This window comes from Bacillus ectoiniformans, from assembly GCF_016908875.1.
Lineage (GTDB): Bacteria > Bacillota > Bacilli > Bacillales > Domibacillaceae > Bacillus_BX > Bacillus_BX ectoiniformans.
Genome location: NZ_JAFBES010000005.1, coordinates 157,888 through 172,677, shown reverse-complemented (window position 1 = coordinate 172,677; position 14,790 = coordinate 157,888). Strand labels below are relative to the sequence as shown.

Here is a 14,790-nt window from a genome sequence, read left to right as displayed (position 1 = left end):
TTCGTTTAGGAGTCGAAACCGATGAAATATTTTGATTATGCAGCCACTGCTCCCATGTGTGAAGATGCCGCCCGGATCTATGTTGATATGAGCACTCGTATGTTCGGCAACAGTTCAAGTCTTCATGACTACGGCAGCCAGGCTGATTATTTATTGAATCAATGCAGAGAAAGCATGGCGGAGATGATTGGAGGATTAGCAGAAGGAATCTACTTTACCTCTGGAGGCACGGAAAGCAATATTTTATCCATCCTATCATTGGCTAGAAAAGCAAAAAACAAAGGAAAGCATATCATTACTTCTATGGCTGAACATTCGTCCGTTCATTCAGCAATGGCTATTCTTGAAAAAGAAGGCTTCGAGATTACAAGAATTGCTTTTAATCAATCAGGGCTCATTGACTTGAAGCAGCTGAAGTCTTCAATAAGAGAAGATACCATTTTAGTGACGATCCAATATGTCAATCAAGAAATTGGCACGATTCAGCCGGCAGCAGAACTCGGTGCGTTTCTTAAGGAAAAAGAGATTCTCTTTCATTCAGATTGTGTACAAGCGTTTGGCAAATTGGATCTGCGCCCGCTAGTTGCCGTTGCCGACAGCCTTTCCCTGTCCTCGCATAAAGTGCGCGGTCCTAAAGGTGTCGGAGCCGCTTATATCTCCCCCACCGTTTCATGGGAGCCTGTCTTTCCAGGATTATCTCATGAAAAAGGGTTTCGGGGAGGAACGGTGAATGTCCCTGGTATTCTCGCATTTACTGCCGCTGCTGAAAAGGCGACTCGATCCTATTCCCTCGACCACGAATGGAAGCTGCGCTCGGCATTTAAGGAACAGCTCCAGCGCTCAGCTTGTGTTTTTTTAGAGGCAGACACCCGTCACCAGCTTCCTTCGATCATTGGCATGAGACTTCCAGGTGTTGAAGGACAGTTCGTCATGCTTGAAGCGAATCAAGAAGGCATGGCCATTTCTACAGGAAGCGCTTGCCAGTCAGGAGTGGATAACGGGGCGAAAGCAACACTCGCTATGGGGCAAACGGAAACAGAAGCGAAACAATTTTTTCGGGTATCCTTCGGTGAAGAAACCACTGTAAGCGATGTGGCCGCATTAGCTGACGTACTAAACCGAATGCCTGTAATTATACAGCGTTAGAATGCATGAGCATCTTATGATAAAATAGAGAGAAATTAATGAGTGAAGATGCTGCTGGAGGGATAACAAACATGGCTCCTGGAAAGAAAATTTTAGGAGAAGAACGACGAACGCTGATTCTAGACTGGCTCAAAGAGAGTCCACAGCCTTTAACAGGAAGTGAATTAGCGAGGAAAACGAATGTGAGTCGGCAAGTGATCGTCAATGACGTAACGCTGCTTAAAGCAAGAAACGAGCCGATTATTGCGACAAGCCAAGGCTACGTTTATTTGCCGCCGCAAACGCCTGACACCTGGAAGGAACGCACTGTGGCTTGCACACATAATCCGGACCGGACGGAAGAAGAACTTAACTTACTGGTTGACCTCGGTGTTCTTGTCAAAGATGTAAAGATCGAACATCCGATTTATGGTGACTTAACCGCCTCAATCATGGTGTCTAACCGCCGGGAAGTCGCACAGTTTATTGAAAAAGCGAAAGAAACGAACGCCGCTTATCTGTCGCAGCTGACCAATGGTGTCCACTTGCACACGATTGCAGCTAAAACGGATCAAATGCTCGATGAAGCCGAGCAAGTCTTAGAAGACGCGGGATTCCTGCTTTCGGAAAATTAATTGTATACAAATAAAAACTCGCCGGCTGGCGAGTTTTTTTAGTGTTTAGGATTCGATGACATAAGATTCATAGCTTCCAAGAACCTGCACAGAGCAACCTAGCGCTTCCATTTCCGCAAAAGCACCTGGCAAGAGCACATCGTCCATCTTCTGTCCGATATCAATAATAAAGAAATAGTTTCCAAGACCCGTTTTCAACGGACGTGACTCTATTTTGCTTAAGCTGATATCCCGCCAGGAAAAAGCTGACAGCACTTGATGCAAAGCACCTGCACGGTCTGACGGCAGCGTAACAACAACCGTTGTTTTATCCGACTGTTTCTTAAGCGGAAGTGGCATTTCCTGATCCTTCCTAGCCAAGATAATGAATCGTGTGTGGTTAAAGCTATAGTCATGGATATTCGCTTTGACCATGGCTAAATCATACTGGGCAGCAGATAGAGAATTGGCGATCGCCGCATAGCGCTTCTCTGGATGCTCGCTGACAAATTTAGCGGCAGCGGCGGTGGAAGTCATCTGTTCGCATGGTACCCCTTGAAATTCCTTATGTAAAAATTTATGGCATTGAGCAATTGCATGAGGATGTGATAACACCTTCTCTGCCTGCTCCCATTTCTGTTCATGATCTTTATGTATGAGCAAATGCTGCTCGATCGGCGCAATCATTTCCCCAATAATCGTTAAATTCGCTTCATGGAACAGATAGTCAATCGTTAAATTCACTGTTCCTTCAAGAGCGTTTTCTAGCGGGACCACTGCCAGATCCACTTCTCCTTCAAGCACGGCATCCATACATGCCGGAATTGTTAGATAGGGGATTCTTTCGTCTTTTGGAAATGATCTTCTGACGGCTAAATCCGTAAATGTGGCCGCCGGTCCTAAAAAAGCGATTCTTTGCAACACAAGCTCCTCCTTTTGGTGAATAGTATAAATATTCAGTCTTAACTAATTATACAGAAAGAAAGCCGGCTCTTATGCTCCAGAGCCGAGTACTTCTACTGTATCCACAAATTCGAGCCGTTTCAGTTCAGCCAGCAGATGATCAAGATTTGTCTTCATATCCGTGACATTCAGTGAAAGGGTAACATTCGCTCTTCCCTGCAAAGGAATCGTTTGGTGAATGGTTAACACATTCCCATGATATTTAGCAACGACTCCCAGCAGTTCAGATAACGTTCCTGAGCGGTCTTCGAGGTGAAAGAACAGCGTAATGATTCTCTCTTTCACAATAGTGTGGAAAGGAAAGACCGTATCCCGGTACTTATAAAAAGCACTCCGGCTTAAATCGACTTTTTTCACTGCATCCCATACGGAATCCGCTTTACGGCGTTCAATAAGTTCTTTCGCATCAAGCGTTTTCTTCATCGCTTCCGGCAAAACATCTTCCCGTACGAGATAAAATTTTTGATCGAGTTCTTTTTTACTCAAGGTCCTTCCCCCACTTTGCTTCCCCTGTTTATTCTACAAATTCAAATTCGTAATCAAGCAATTTGACGATGTCGCCATCTGATGCACCGCGTTCTCTTAATGCATCGTCGACTCCCATCGAACGCAATTGACGGGCAAAACGGCGAATCGATTCTTCACGTGAGAAGTCTGTCATCTTAAACAGCTTTTCAACTTTTGCTCCAATAACGTTAAAGGAACCATCCGGATCACGAGTAATTTCAAATTCAGCCACTTTCTGCTCATGCTTATACACCACACGGTTCATGTCTTTTTGAGCTTCCACTTCTTCAAGCGGGAATTCAGGCGTCTCTTCAATCTTATCCGCAATCGCAAATAAAAGCTCTTTTAGCCCTTCACGAGTAATAGAAGAAATCGGGAAAATAACCTCGTCACCTTCTAGCTTTTCTTTGAAAGCTTTCAAGTTTTCTTCTGAATCCGGCATGTCCATTTTACTTGCCACAATAATCTGCGGACGCTCAGTTAAGCGCAAGTTGTATTCTTTCAGTTCATTATTGATCGTCACGTAATCTTCATATGGGTCACGGCCTTCCATGCCGGACATATCAACGACATGAACGATGACTCTTGTGCGTTCAATGTGTCGAAGGAATTGGTGGCCAAGTCCTACACCTTGGTGAGCGCCTTCAATTAACCCAGGAAGGTCCGCCATCGCAAAACTGCGGCCGTCTTCTGTCTCAACCACACCCAAGTTAGGGACAATCGTTGTAAAGTGATATTCGGCAATTTTCGGACGCGCAGCAGAAACGACTGATAAAAGCGTAGATTTCCCTACACTAGGAAAACCAACTAAACCGACATCTGCGAGCAGCTTTAATTCCATTATGACCGTACGCTCTTGTCCTGGCTCTCCGTTTTCTGAGATTTCAGGAGCCGGATTTGCTGGTGTGGCAAACCTTGAATTTCCTCGGCCGCCACGGCCGCCTTTGGCAATGATGGCTTTTTGGCCATGCTCAATTAAATCGGCAATGATTTCTCCTGTTTCCTCGTCTTTCACGACTGTGCCCGGCGGAACTTTAACCACCATGTCAGCAGAATTTCTGCCGTGCTGGTTTTTGCTCATTCCATGCTCGCCGCGCTCCGCTTTAAAATGACGCTTATATCGGAAATCCATCAGCGTTCTTAAACCCTCATCTACGATAAAGACTACATTAGCGCCTTTGCCGCCATCTCCACCGGCAGGACCACCGTTTGGAACGTATTTCTCACGACGGAACGCAACCATCCCATTACCGCCGTCTCCGCCCTTAACATATATCTTGACCTGATCTACAAACATAAAATCCTCCTGTTATCGCTTATGGCCCATTCAGGTTAACTGCCGAGAGAAGCAATGACTTCAAACTGCAATTCCCCGCTGGAAATCAAATGCATCTGACTCCTTTGAAATAAAGAGTCACGAAGCAGTTCTTCCACTTCCTGGCTAAGCGTTTTACTATCTGTTATTATTCCACTAAATTCAAAAAAGAAACGGAGTCCCTCTTCTGTTTTATCTACTAAAAGATAAAGATGATTATCCGCATACAGCTTTATATATTGTTCAAGTGTACGAAACAAAGCGGCGCACCAGCTGGTCAAAGCTTCATCACTGATATGAGCTTTCACCTCTTCGTTAAACACCTCATATTCCAAGTTAAAAGACCGGGCTTCCCAATTAAAGGTCAATAGCAATTCAGCAAACATCGGCAGCCTCAGGTTGCACAAATGGGACTCTTGATGCGCTTGAATAATAATATTCTCAATTGCCCTTTCCGCTTCCTCTATCTTACCAAGCGATATATATCCTTTAATTAACTGAATGTGATTCATCCAATCATGACGGGCGTGCCGCAGCGCTTGAACCACTGTCCAAGTATCATTTTTCATATCCATACGCACAGGAATCCCCTTACCTAACTTTTCGCTCAAAGAGGTCAAAAGCGTTTGTGCCTTCTAGCATTTCCTGCACTGCCTCCTCTCCCGAACAAACATGTGCTTCATCTATCATCCAGTACTTCTCACTTTATAAGCTAGTATAGCAGAAAACAGTAAAAATAGAGACTCTTTTCTTAGCTCAAGGGGTGAAAAGGCCGAGGCCAGACACCGATGTGGCTGGCCCCGGCTCGTGAATAATCAGCATCAGCTAGTCAAAGTGTGACAGACAATAATTCTTACGTCAATAAGAGGAAGTACGACTTATGTTTCGATGAAGTCAGCTAAAAACAATAAATAAAGCTCTAACCGATTGGTTAGAGCTTTATCGACAAAGCACAAGGCTTATTGAGCTGCTGGATACACGCTCACTTTTTTCTTGTCGCGGCCTAAACGCTCGAAACGAACGACGCCGTCAACTTTAGCGAATAGAGTGTCGTCTCCGCCACGTCCAACGTTTTCACCTGGATAGATCTTAGTACCGCGTTGACGGTAAAGGATAGATCCGCCAGTAACGAACTGACCGTCAGCACGCTTAGCGCCTAAACGTTTAGAGATCGAGTCACGACCATTCTTTGTAGAACCAACACCTTTTTTAGATGCGAAAAATTGAAGGTCTAATCTTAACATGAGTTTCACCTCCTGTTATTTGAAGGTTATTTTTATATATTTGCCATAATCACGTTCAATCGTTTGCAAGGAAACAATCATCCCTTCGAGCAGCAATTGGACCTGTTCCTCAGTAGCAGCCGGAAGATCATCCGGTACACTGCAGCGGAGGAAACCGCCGTCTTTGCCTTGATCAATGATCAATTTAGCGTCTGTTAAGGCGAAAATTGCATTGATTGCTCCGAATGAGACTGCTGATGCTCCGGCGCAAACAAGATCTTTTCCATGTTCAGCAAAGTCTGCATGACCATCCATCGTGAAAGATGCAATCTTTCCGGACGGCTGTTTCTTTACCTTGACACGAATCATCTAATCTTCAACACCTTATGCGTTGATTTTATCAACAACAACTTTCGTGTATGGTTGACGATGACCTTGTTTTTTACGGTAGTTCTTTTTCGCTTTGAATTTGAAAACCGTAATTTTCTTTTGACGGCCTTGTTTTTCAACTTTAGCTGTTACAGTAGCGCCTTCTACTAGAGGGCTTCCTACTTTCACATCTGAACCGCCAACGAATAAAACTTTATCAAAAGTGACAGAATCACCTGCTTCTGCATCCAATTTCTCGATGTAGATTGCTTGTCCTTCTTCAACTTTGATTTGTTTACCGCCAGTTTCAATAATCGCGTACATTCCCTGCACCTCCTTAATTACTCAGACTCGCCATCGAACAGGTGGTTTATAAATAAACGCTTATAACCTGCTATGTGCGGTTGTAGCACGGGTGCTACAATCAATAACATTAGAATCTTACCATAATAAAAAGGATCATGTCAAACACTTTTTAAAACGTTTGTCCCTTTGCTGCCAGTTCTTTCAGAGATCCGAACCGAATCATTTCTCCGACCGGAAACGGAGACTCCACGACAGAATAATAGATCTTTTTATTTAGCCATTCCTCTAAGTCATGATGCGACTGCTGGTTCTCACCGGCAAACACATCTCTCACTTCCTCCGTTACTTCCACAAGCACCGCCTCCGCCTCTTCCCTGCGGCGTTCCAGTAGCTGTCTTTCCAATCGAAAAGCGACCGTTTCCGTGCTTAGCACACGTCCCGTTCCCGCACATACGCCGCACGGCTCTGTCAGCGTTTCAGAAAGGGAGGGCTTTGTTTTCTTTCTTGTGATTTGCATGAGCCCAAGAGAAGTGAATTCTCGGATGAAGACAGATTTGAGGTCTTGTTTCACTTCTTTTTTCATTAGGTTTTCAACGGTGCGACGGTCTTTATCATGAAACATATCAATGAAGTCGACAATAATCATTCCGCTGATATCCCTCAGCCGAAGCTGTCTGGCAATCTCGACCGCCGCTTCTTTATTCGTTAGAAGCACCGTTTGAGACTGGCTGCTTTTCCCGGTGTATTTTCCTGTATTCACATCAATCACTGTCATCGCTTCCGTGCGTTCAATGACTAAAAAACCGCCGCTTGGAAGCCAGACGACCTGCTTCAGCGCCCGGTTGATTTCGTCCTCTAATCCAAGGCTTGTGAACAGATCTTCCTCTTTTGAATCATAGATGACCGGCCAATTGCTCTCACTGTAAAGGGAATCTGATTTCAGCTCCTGTATAAAGGCACTTTGATCACAGATTAGTTCACCTGACTTTAACGCGGTCATTTCCTTAAACACTTCTTCTTTGACAAGCGGCTTTTCTCTGAGCAATATGGGCGCTTTAACCGCTCTCGTTTCTTGAAGAAGGCGTGCATGCTCACCGCGCAGCTGATTCCACTCTTTCAGCAAATTGGCTTCATCTGATTCAAAAGCTTTCGTTCTAAGAATCAGTCCTTCTCCTGGCTCTTTATGCTGATCGATCCATGTCTTCAGTTTCGCTCTTTTTTCCTCATCAGCGACTTTCTTTGAGAGAGCTATGTAATTCCCTTCTGGCAAATAGACCACATGCTCTCCGCTCCACTCAATGACCGCTGAAAGCCTTGGCCCTTTTGATTCGGACTTATCTTTAATGACTTGGACAATGATCTTCTGGCCCTGATGAACAAGCTGGCTAATGGGCTTTCCCCCATGGTCTGGCAGCTGATCTCTATGTAAATAGCCATTTGGCAAGTGACCGATATTCACAAAGCAGGCGTTCATGCCTTTTTCCACTTTTGTCACGATTCCATAATAAATAAAGCCGACAAGAGATGTATGTGACGGCTGAAATAGATGGAACCGCTCTGCACGTCCATTTTGTACGACCGCCACACGCTTCTCTCTTCCATTCATGCTGATAATAATTTGATTCATTGCGAGACCTGCTTTCTCCATATTCGTATCTTCACTTTACTTGGAGATTGCTCGGTTCGTCAATCTAAAGGCAGCAGCAATTCATTCATCGTCGCAGACGTCCTTTTCTCAGAAAAGTACGCATGGAGGATTTCATTCTCATCAAGCCTTGTCTGGTCTTTGCCCTCATCTGAAATATAGACGATATGTTTGGAATTGCGCCAGAATCGTTCCAGAACTTGCAGAATCGGTTCATTTCCTGATACATACAGAGTCTTTAATTTCCCCGCCGTTCCTTTATTTCCATAGTGCCTCTCTAAAAGAAAACGGAGAAATGCATACCGCCGCTGCTTCCATTCCTGCCAAAGAGAGATGGCTAAATAGCCGAATAAAAGCCACGCTTGCAAGTGAAATGGAAAGAGAAGCACCACAGCCGCCTGCAGCAGAATAAGCACAGCCAAGGAAGAGATAATGGACCAATATTGGGCGGCAATAAATGATTTCTTCACCGAAAAATACAGCATCACCAATTTCCCGCCGTCCAGCGGATAAATAGGCAAAAGATTAAACAGAAAAATGGCGGCATTTAATTGGGTGATCTGACTGAAGAAGCTTTCAGAAATCACTCCGCCTTGGTATAAAAAAAAGGTGAGTGCGAACATCCAAATGTGCTGAGCTGGCCCCGCTAATATGACCATTAATTCTTCTTTCACAGGCCGATTCCCATGCTCATCTACTTCTGCCACTCCGCCAAAAGGGAGAAACATGACCCGCTTGATTCTCCACTTATAATAATGGGCCATCGCCACATGCCCAAGCTCATGTATAGCAATCATCGAGAACACAATCAGCCAGTCCATAAATCTCCCTGTCAGCGCACCCGCTCCGAGCATACACCAAGTCAAAGGATGCACATGTGTTTTCTCTGCCAGCTTCAGCACTTTATTCAAATGGGATCACCTGATTCGGGTCAACAAACTGCTCCCCTTGCTTAATGGCGAGATAAAATTCCCCTTCAGACTCTTCGTTCGCTTTTGCTTTCGCTAAAATACTTCCTGTTGTGACCTGATCATAGACTTTAATCGAAGACGAATCTAGATGGCCATACCAAGACTCGCTGTTATCGGCATGCTGCACGATGATGGTTTGTCCTAATCCTTCCTTTTGACCGTTAAAAATAACCGTTCCATCTTTAATCGCTTTGACAAACGGCTCAGGTCCTGTCGTTACCATAATTCCCTTGCCGTTAGTAGAGAAATCCTGCGTAACCCGCCCCGATGCCGGCAGCGCGTACTCAGGTTCAGCGAGTTCTTTTTCCTTTTTCGTCTCCCAGCTCTCCACCGCGAATGGCAGCGGCTGGCCTAGCTTTGATTCATACCACTCTGCCGCTTTGGAAAACTGAAATTCCTTCTCCATCGATCGCTTAAACCATTCACTCCCTTCTTTAAAAATGGGGGCGGGCTGCTGAAAAATGATGGCCATTGACAACACCAAGGCCGCAGCCGATAAACATTTAAAGAAAAACTTTTGACCATCAAAAAGCGGGTGAAGCACCTCTGGATCTTCTTTTACTAATAGATGATCTTTACTTTCTTCTTTCACGGACATTCACTCCTTCCTTCTTAATGAAACAAGCTTTTATGTAAATGATATGACTTGTCCGCTGAATTCAGAATCGGCAAACGCGCACACAACAGAAAAAAGGCCGGAAATTTTAAGTTAATAGCTTAAAATTTCCGGCCTTTTGAGATAAACCGTAAAATATAGAGAAATGAATATTCGCGAACGGCGCTTATTTGCCTTTCACGCCGAAGAATTTCTTGATTTTTGTTAGGAATCCTTCTTTTTGATCATCCAGCTGCTGCAGCGGTACGGATTCGCCTAGAATTCTTCTAGCGATATTCCGGTAGGCGATCGAAGCCCGATTTGATGGATCATGGGCGATTGGCTGTCCGTTATGGGAAGATTTAATAACGGCATCATCATCTGCCACAATTCCGATCAGTTCAATCGATAAGTGAGTAGCCACTTCATCGACATCTAGCATATCGCCTTGCTGCATCATATGGTTTCGGATCCGGTTAATAATGAGTTTCGGAGGCTCCATGCCTTCTTCTTTTTCAAGAAGACCAATCACACGGTCAGCATCGCGCACAGATGACTTCTCAGGCGTCGTCACGACAATTGCTTTGCTCGCGCCTGCTACCGCATTTTTGTATCCTTGCTCAATTCCAGCTGGGCAGTCAATTAACACATAATCAAAATCCTGCTTTAATTCCTCCACCAACGTTTTCATTTGTTCAGGGTTCACGGCTGACTTGTCCGTTGTTTGGGCTGCCGGCAATAAATACAGAAGCTCGTTAAAACGCTTGTCTTTGACAAGAGCTTGATGTATTTTGCAGCGTCCTTCCACAACATCAACTAGATCATAAATAATCCGGTTCTCAAGCCCCATCACGACGTCTAAGTTTCTGAGCCCGATATCCGTATCCACTAAACAAACTTTTTTCTCTTGCAGAGCAAGTGCTGTACCTAAATTAGCCGATGTCGTCGTTTTGCCGACCCCGCCTTTTCCAGATGTAATAACTATAGCCTCACCCACTATGGTGTCCCCCTTTAAACGTTGAAATATCCGGTCTCAGATGCCTTAGCACCTGCAGACGATCCACAACAATTTGATTAGAATCATCTATGTATGCGCACTCTGTTTCCACACTCTCTTCCTCTTCATAGCGGTCGGGAGCACGATTTAAATACTGACTGATTCTTAGCTGTGACGGCATCATTTTTGCCGCAACGACGACGGCTTCATTGTTGCCATAACAGCCGGCATGAGCAACTCCTTTTAATGCACCCATAATAAAGATGTTGCCGCCGGCCATAACAGTGCCGCCCGGGTTGACATCACCAATCAGCAATAGATCTCCTGGAACTTCCAGCACTTGTCCTGAACGGATTCTGCCTGAATGAGAAACAATCTCGTTTTCCTCTTTCCAGCGAACAGCCTCTTCCATCGTTAATACATTGGATTTGACGCTGTCCACTTCCAGATTCTTGCGCTTACGGATTAGATCCTTTATTTCTTCTGTATGCTCTTCTGATAAATAGCGGTTTCCCGCTTGAACAGTTACTTTAATCATAGACCCACTTTCCTGATCATTTACTGCATCCATTTTTTCCTTCAACTCTTCCAATAGCTCGTCGTAGGAACACTTATCATTCAAGTGTAATGTTAAACCGTCTTTCGTGCCTTTGATGACTACATTTTGTTTCGTTTTCATAGCATGCACTTCACCTCTATTGTCCGATAATTCGACAAGCACCCGTCGTTTTCCTCTTTTCTTAAGAGAGCTCTATTCATTAAATATCCGGCGCAGCTTTTCAAAACTGTTTTTAAGCGGAATGGAAAGAATCAGATAAAAGATCAAGTTTAAAATCAGCGTTGGCCACAGCCTTATATGAATAAATTCCGATAGCGTATATTGCGTCCGCTGCAAGAGAATATTCACCTCATACATAATGAATTCTAATAAGAAAAGATCAAACAAGATGATGAGTGCCACAATGAACAGATTATTTTGCAAAACTTTTACTAATTTCGATGTTACATAGACAATGAGCGGCAGAAAAAACATATAGACACCTAGAATGCCTGTATAGAAAAGATCAAACAGGAAACCAAATAGAAATCCATATTTAATCGCCGCATTGCGGTTAAAGAATATAGCCATCAGCATAAGCGCCATCGCAAACAAACGAGGGACTGGCACATACTTTCCATCAAACGCATTGTCGGGAAACCAAGTAAGAAAAAGACTGTCACTGTAAAAGCATGCAATCATCAAGAGAGGAAGAAGATAACGTTTCACATTCCTTCCCCCTCAAGCAATACTTGTTTCCGCTCTTCTTTCGCCGGCTTCACCGACACCATGTTGCGCTTCGAAATAATCACATGCTCTAAGTCGTAATATTTAGCAGCCGGCTCAATCAATGCGGTCTGTGTCAGGCCGAATTGATCCGGCACTAATTTCTTCACTTTCCCTATGATTAATCCTTTAGGGAATACGCCGCCAAGTCCTGAAGTCGTGACCGTTACTCCTTTTTCCACTTTCGCATTATAAGGAATTTTCGTCATCTTCAGCGTGCCTTTGTCTTTATCATATCCTTCAATTAAGCCATACACACTTTTCTTGCCTTGAATCACAGCGGACACCCGGTTTTTCGGATCGTGCGCACTTAAGAGCTGCACCGTTGACGTGAACTTCGACGTGCTTTTCACTTTTCCGATGAGCCCTTCACCCGTCACTACCGCCATATTCGGCTCAATGCCTGATGCCTGCCCCTGATCAATCGTAATCACATCGTACCACCGATCTGGATTGCGGGCGATCACCGTCGCATTTATCGGATCGTAATCTGCTAAACTCTTTTCTTTATCAACGACATTCCGAAGTTCCTGATTATCCTTCTCCAAGCGAGCTACGTCACTTTCCAGCTGGGCAAGCTGATCCAATTGAGCCTTCAGCTTCTCGTTCTCTTTGTATGTATTACGCAAGTTTTCCACGTCGGCAAAAAAACCAGACACGCCATTCGCAGGCTTAGAGACAATCGCTTGTCCAAGACCAACAATATCCTTTACAAATTGTTCAGGCCAGGAAATGTTTTCTCTGTCTCGCTGAGAAAAACCAATCAATGCCACAAGAACAATAATACTGCCAAGTAGAATGATGAGACGTTTATTCGTAAAAAATTGTGGCATGTACTCCACCTCTGTTTGTAAGCATTAGAATAATCGGGGCTGCCCTTCTATGCAGCTAGTTCGTATTTGATAGAGCAGAAGGAAAATCCCTTCTTACTATATCATATAAGATCCTAACTTAAGCATATTTAAAGGGCGGCCCCAATGTTTTTTTACTTGGATTTATTTTTAAATAAATGGATATGGTCAAGTGCCATGCCTGTACCAACTGCCACACAATCTAATGGATCTTCCGCGATCAGAACCGGCATATTCGTTTCTTTGCTGATCACTTTGTCTAAGTTGCGAAGCAAAGCGCCTCCGCCTGTTAAGACGATTCCGCGGTCCATAATGTCCGCAGCCAATTCCGGCGGTGTTTGTTCAAGCGTGCTTTTTACCGTATCAACAATCGAATAAACGGTATCTTTCAGTGCATCTGCAATTTCTTCGGCTGTGATTTCAATCGTTTTCGGCAAACCAGTCAATAAATCACGGCCTCTGATTTCCATGCTGTCAATGCCTTCAACATCTCCTGCAGACCCGACTTCCATTTTAATCGTTTCTGCTGTACGATCACCGATCAGAAGGTTATACTGCTTACGGATATAAGCGATGATCGCATCGTCCATCTCATCACCTGCTGTACGAAGTGACTGGCTTGTCACAATTCCGCCTAAAGAAATGATTGCGACTTCTGTCGTTCCGCCGCCGATATCAACCACCATGCTGCCCGTCGGCTCCCAAACAGGAAGATTCGCACCGATCGCTGCAGCAAATGGCTCTTCAATCGTATAGGCATCACGCGCACCTGCTTGGCGAGTGGCATCAATGACCGCACGTTCTTCAACCGCTGTGATTCCTGAAGGCACACATACCATAACATAAGGTTTGCTTGAAAGGAAACCGCGATTGCCTTTCGTTGCCTGCTTAATATAATAATTAATCATCGTCGCTGTTGTTTCATAATCAGCAATCACGCCGTCTTTCATCGGACGAGTCGCAACGACATTCCCCGGTGTACGTCCGATCATCTTCTTCGCGTCATTTCCGACAGCTACAATCTGCTTCGTATCCGTTTGCAGAGCCACAACGGAAGGTTCACGCACCATAATTCCTTTTCCTTTTGCATAGACAAGCGTATTTGCTGTGCCTAAGTCAATCCCAAGATCCCGACTTCCAATTCCAAACATACAAGTATCTCCCTTTCTTGATCCGTTACTTTTATAGTGATTAATTTGACATTATCATTCGTGTTTTCGACAAAAATAGCTGGCAAAAATCATAACTTATATTATAACTGAATGAAAATAAAAATCCTAGCATTATAAATACCCTTTTTCTTTTAAACTGACGTATTTTTTCTCCCCGATGATCAAGTGATCCAGGAGATCGATGCCAAGGATTTTTCCGCATTCAGCTAGCCGCTTTGTGACTTCTATATCCTCGCGGCTTGGCGCGGGGTCTCCGGAGGGGTGGTTATGGATACAGATCACAGAGGCGGCCGATCGGCGGAATGCTTCTTTAAACACTTCCCTCGGGTGTACGATTGAAGCATTCAAGCTGCCGATAAACAGCGTTTGTTTGTGGAGGACTTGATTTTTGGTGTTTAGATAGAGGGCAACGAAATGCTCCTGTGACAAAAAACGCATATCTTCCATCACATAATTCGCTCCGTCTTCAGGGGAGCGAATGACATAGCGCTCTTCGAATTTCAAATCACTGACCCGGCGGCCAAGTTCGAGCGCCGCCATAATTTGGATCGCTTTGGCTTCGCCAATCCCTTTAATGGCTGTGATTTCTTCAAGTGAGGCATCTTTCAACATTCGAAGGCCTTCAAATGCTTGGAGAACTCGATTCGCTACTTGCAGCACCGATTCATTCTTCGTTCCGCTGCGTAAAAGTATGGCTAATAATTCATGATTCGAAAGACTGCCCGCTCCACCTGTCCGCATTCGTTCTCGCGGACGGTCGGCAGGAGGAACATCCCGTATCATCATTATTTCTTCTGGCATAGTCAATCTCTC

The 14,790-nt window shown here is 44.5% G+C and carries 18 protein-coding genes and 1 other annotated feature; of the genes, 2 read left to right on the top strand and 16 right to left on the bottom strand.

Annotation, left to right across the window (positions count from 1 at the left end; all coding sequences use genetic code 11):
* Positions 1 to 21 precede the first annotated feature (21 nt).
* On the top strand, positions 22 to 1,146 hold the full coding sequence (locus JOC78_RS09360) for an IscS subfamily cysteine desulfurase (protein ID WP_204554485.1): 1,125 nt from the start codon (positions 22 to 24) through the stop codon (positions 1,144 to 1,146).
* 71 nt (positions 1,147 to 1,217) lie between these two features.
* Positions 1,218 to 1,760 (top strand): transcription repressor NadR, encoded by a 543-nt coding sequence (locus JOC78_RS09355; RefSeq protein ID WP_204554695.1) that lies wholly within the window; start codon positions 1,218 to 1,220, stop codon positions 1,758 to 1,760.
* A 45-nt stretch (positions 1,761 to 1,805) separates the two neighbouring features.
* Here the strand turns inward: JOC78_RS09355 and pheA are convergent, their stop codons facing one another.
* The 16 genes from pheA to radC form a co-directional block, all read right to left on the bottom strand.
* Positions 1,806 to 2,660, bottom strand: coding sequence for a prephenate dehydratase (gene pheA, locus JOC78_RS09350; RefSeq protein WP_204554692.1), 855 nt, complete (start codon positions 2,658 to 2,660; stop codon positions 1,806 to 1,808).
* A 72-nt stretch (positions 2,661 to 2,732) separates the two neighbouring features.
* The gene (locus tag JOC78_RS09345) at positions 2,733 to 3,188 is read right to left on the bottom strand and encodes an ACT domain-containing protein (RefSeq protein WP_204554483.1); all 456 of its coding nucleotides are present in this window, start codon (positions 3,186 to 3,188) and stop codon (positions 2,733 to 2,735) included.
* A 28-nt stretch (positions 3,189 to 3,216) separates the two neighbouring features.
* Positions 3,217 to 4,506 (bottom strand): GTPase ObgE, encoded by a 1,290-nt coding sequence (gene obgE, locus JOC78_RS09340; protein ID WP_204554481.1) that lies wholly within the window; start codon positions 4,504 to 4,506, stop codon positions 3,217 to 3,219.
* 35 nt (positions 4,507 to 4,541) lie between these two features.
* Positions 4,542 to 5,099, bottom strand: coding sequence for a Spo0B C-terminal domain-containing protein (locus JOC78_RS09335; RefSeq protein WP_204554479.1), 558 nt, complete (start codon positions 5,097 to 5,099; stop codon positions 4,542 to 4,544).
* 384 nt (positions 5,100 to 5,483) lie between these two features.
* A complete protein-coding gene (gene rpmA / locus JOC78_RS09330) occupies positions 5,484 to 5,768 on the bottom strand; it encodes a 50S ribosomal protein L27 (RefSeq protein WP_204554477.1) in 285 nt (94 codons plus the stop codon).
* 15 nt (positions 5,769 to 5,783) lie between these two features.
* Positions 5,784 to 6,116, bottom strand: a complete 333-nt coding sequence (locus JOC78_RS09325) for a ribosomal-processing cysteine protease Prp (RefSeq protein WP_204554475.1) — start codon at positions 6,114 to 6,116, stop codon at positions 5,784 to 5,786.
* Positions 6,117 to 6,131: 15 nt separating this feature from the next.
* A complete protein-coding gene (rplU, locus tag JOC78_RS09320) occupies positions 6,132 to 6,440 on the bottom strand; it encodes a 50S ribosomal protein L21 (RefSeq protein WP_204554473.1) in 309 nt (102 codons plus the stop codon).
* Positions 6,441 to 6,453: 13 nt separating this feature from the next.
* Positions 6,454 to 6,532, bottom strand: a sequence feature (ribosomal protein L21 leader region).
* Between the two features lie 59 nt (positions 6,533 to 6,591).
* Positions 6,592 to 8,049: an Rne/Rng family ribonuclease gene (locus JOC78_RS09315; RefSeq protein WP_204554471.1), complete on the bottom strand. Its 1,458-nt coding sequence runs from the start codon at positions 8,047 to 8,049 to the stop codon at positions 6,592 to 6,594.
* A 59-nt stretch (positions 8,050 to 8,108) separates the two neighbouring features.
* The gene (locus JOC78_RS09310; protein WP_338023194.1) at positions 8,109 to 8,969 is read right to left on the bottom strand and encodes a M50 family metallopeptidase; all 861 of its coding nucleotides are present in this window, start codon (positions 8,967 to 8,969) and stop codon (positions 8,109 to 8,111) included.
* A gap of 1 nt (position 8,970) precedes the next feature.
* A complete protein-coding gene (locus tag JOC78_RS17730; protein ID WP_204554467.1) occupies positions 8,971 to 9,630 on the bottom strand; it encodes a peptidoglycan DD-metalloendopeptidase family protein in 660 nt (219 codons plus the stop codon).
* Between the two features lie 190 nt (positions 9,631 to 9,820).
* Positions 9,821 to 10,630: a septum site-determining protein MinD gene (minD, locus tag JOC78_RS09300; protein WP_204554465.1), complete on the bottom strand. Its 810-nt coding sequence runs from the start codon at positions 10,628 to 10,630 to the stop codon at positions 9,821 to 9,823.
* Positions 10,623 to 11,309 (bottom strand): septum site-determining protein MinC, encoded by a 687-nt coding sequence (minC, locus tag JOC78_RS09295; RefSeq protein WP_204554463.1) that lies wholly within the window; start codon positions 11,307 to 11,309, stop codon positions 10,623 to 10,625. Before minC ends, minD begins: the two co-directional genes overlap by 8 nt.
* Positions 11,310 to 11,381: 72 nt before the next feature.
* Positions 11,382 to 11,897 carry a rod shape-determining protein MreD gene (gene mreD / locus JOC78_RS09290; RefSeq protein ID WP_204554461.1) on the bottom strand — a complete coding sequence of 172 codons (516 nt, stop codon included), beginning with the start codon at positions 11,895 to 11,897 and terminating at the stop codon, positions 11,382 to 11,384.
* Entirely contained in the window at positions 11,894 to 12,787 is an 894-nt protein-coding gene (mreC, locus tag JOC78_RS09285) for a rod shape-determining protein MreC (RefSeq protein WP_204554459.1), read from the bottom strand. The genes mreD and mreC overlap by 4 nt, the downstream gene beginning before the upstream one ends.
* A 152-nt stretch (positions 12,788 to 12,939) precedes the next feature.
* Positions 12,940 to 13,956 carry a rod shape-determining protein gene (locus tag JOC78_RS09280; protein ID WP_204554457.1) on the bottom strand — a complete coding sequence of 339 codons (1,017 nt, stop codon included), beginning with the start codon at positions 13,954 to 13,956 and terminating at the stop codon, positions 12,940 to 12,942.
* Positions 13,957 to 14,088: 132 nt separating this feature from the next.
* Positions 14,089 to 14,778, bottom strand: a complete 690-nt coding sequence (radC, locus tag JOC78_RS09275; RefSeq protein WP_239587092.1) for a RadC family protein — start codon at positions 14,776 to 14,778, stop codon at positions 14,089 to 14,091.
* Positions 14,779 to 14,790 lie beyond the last annotated feature (12 nt).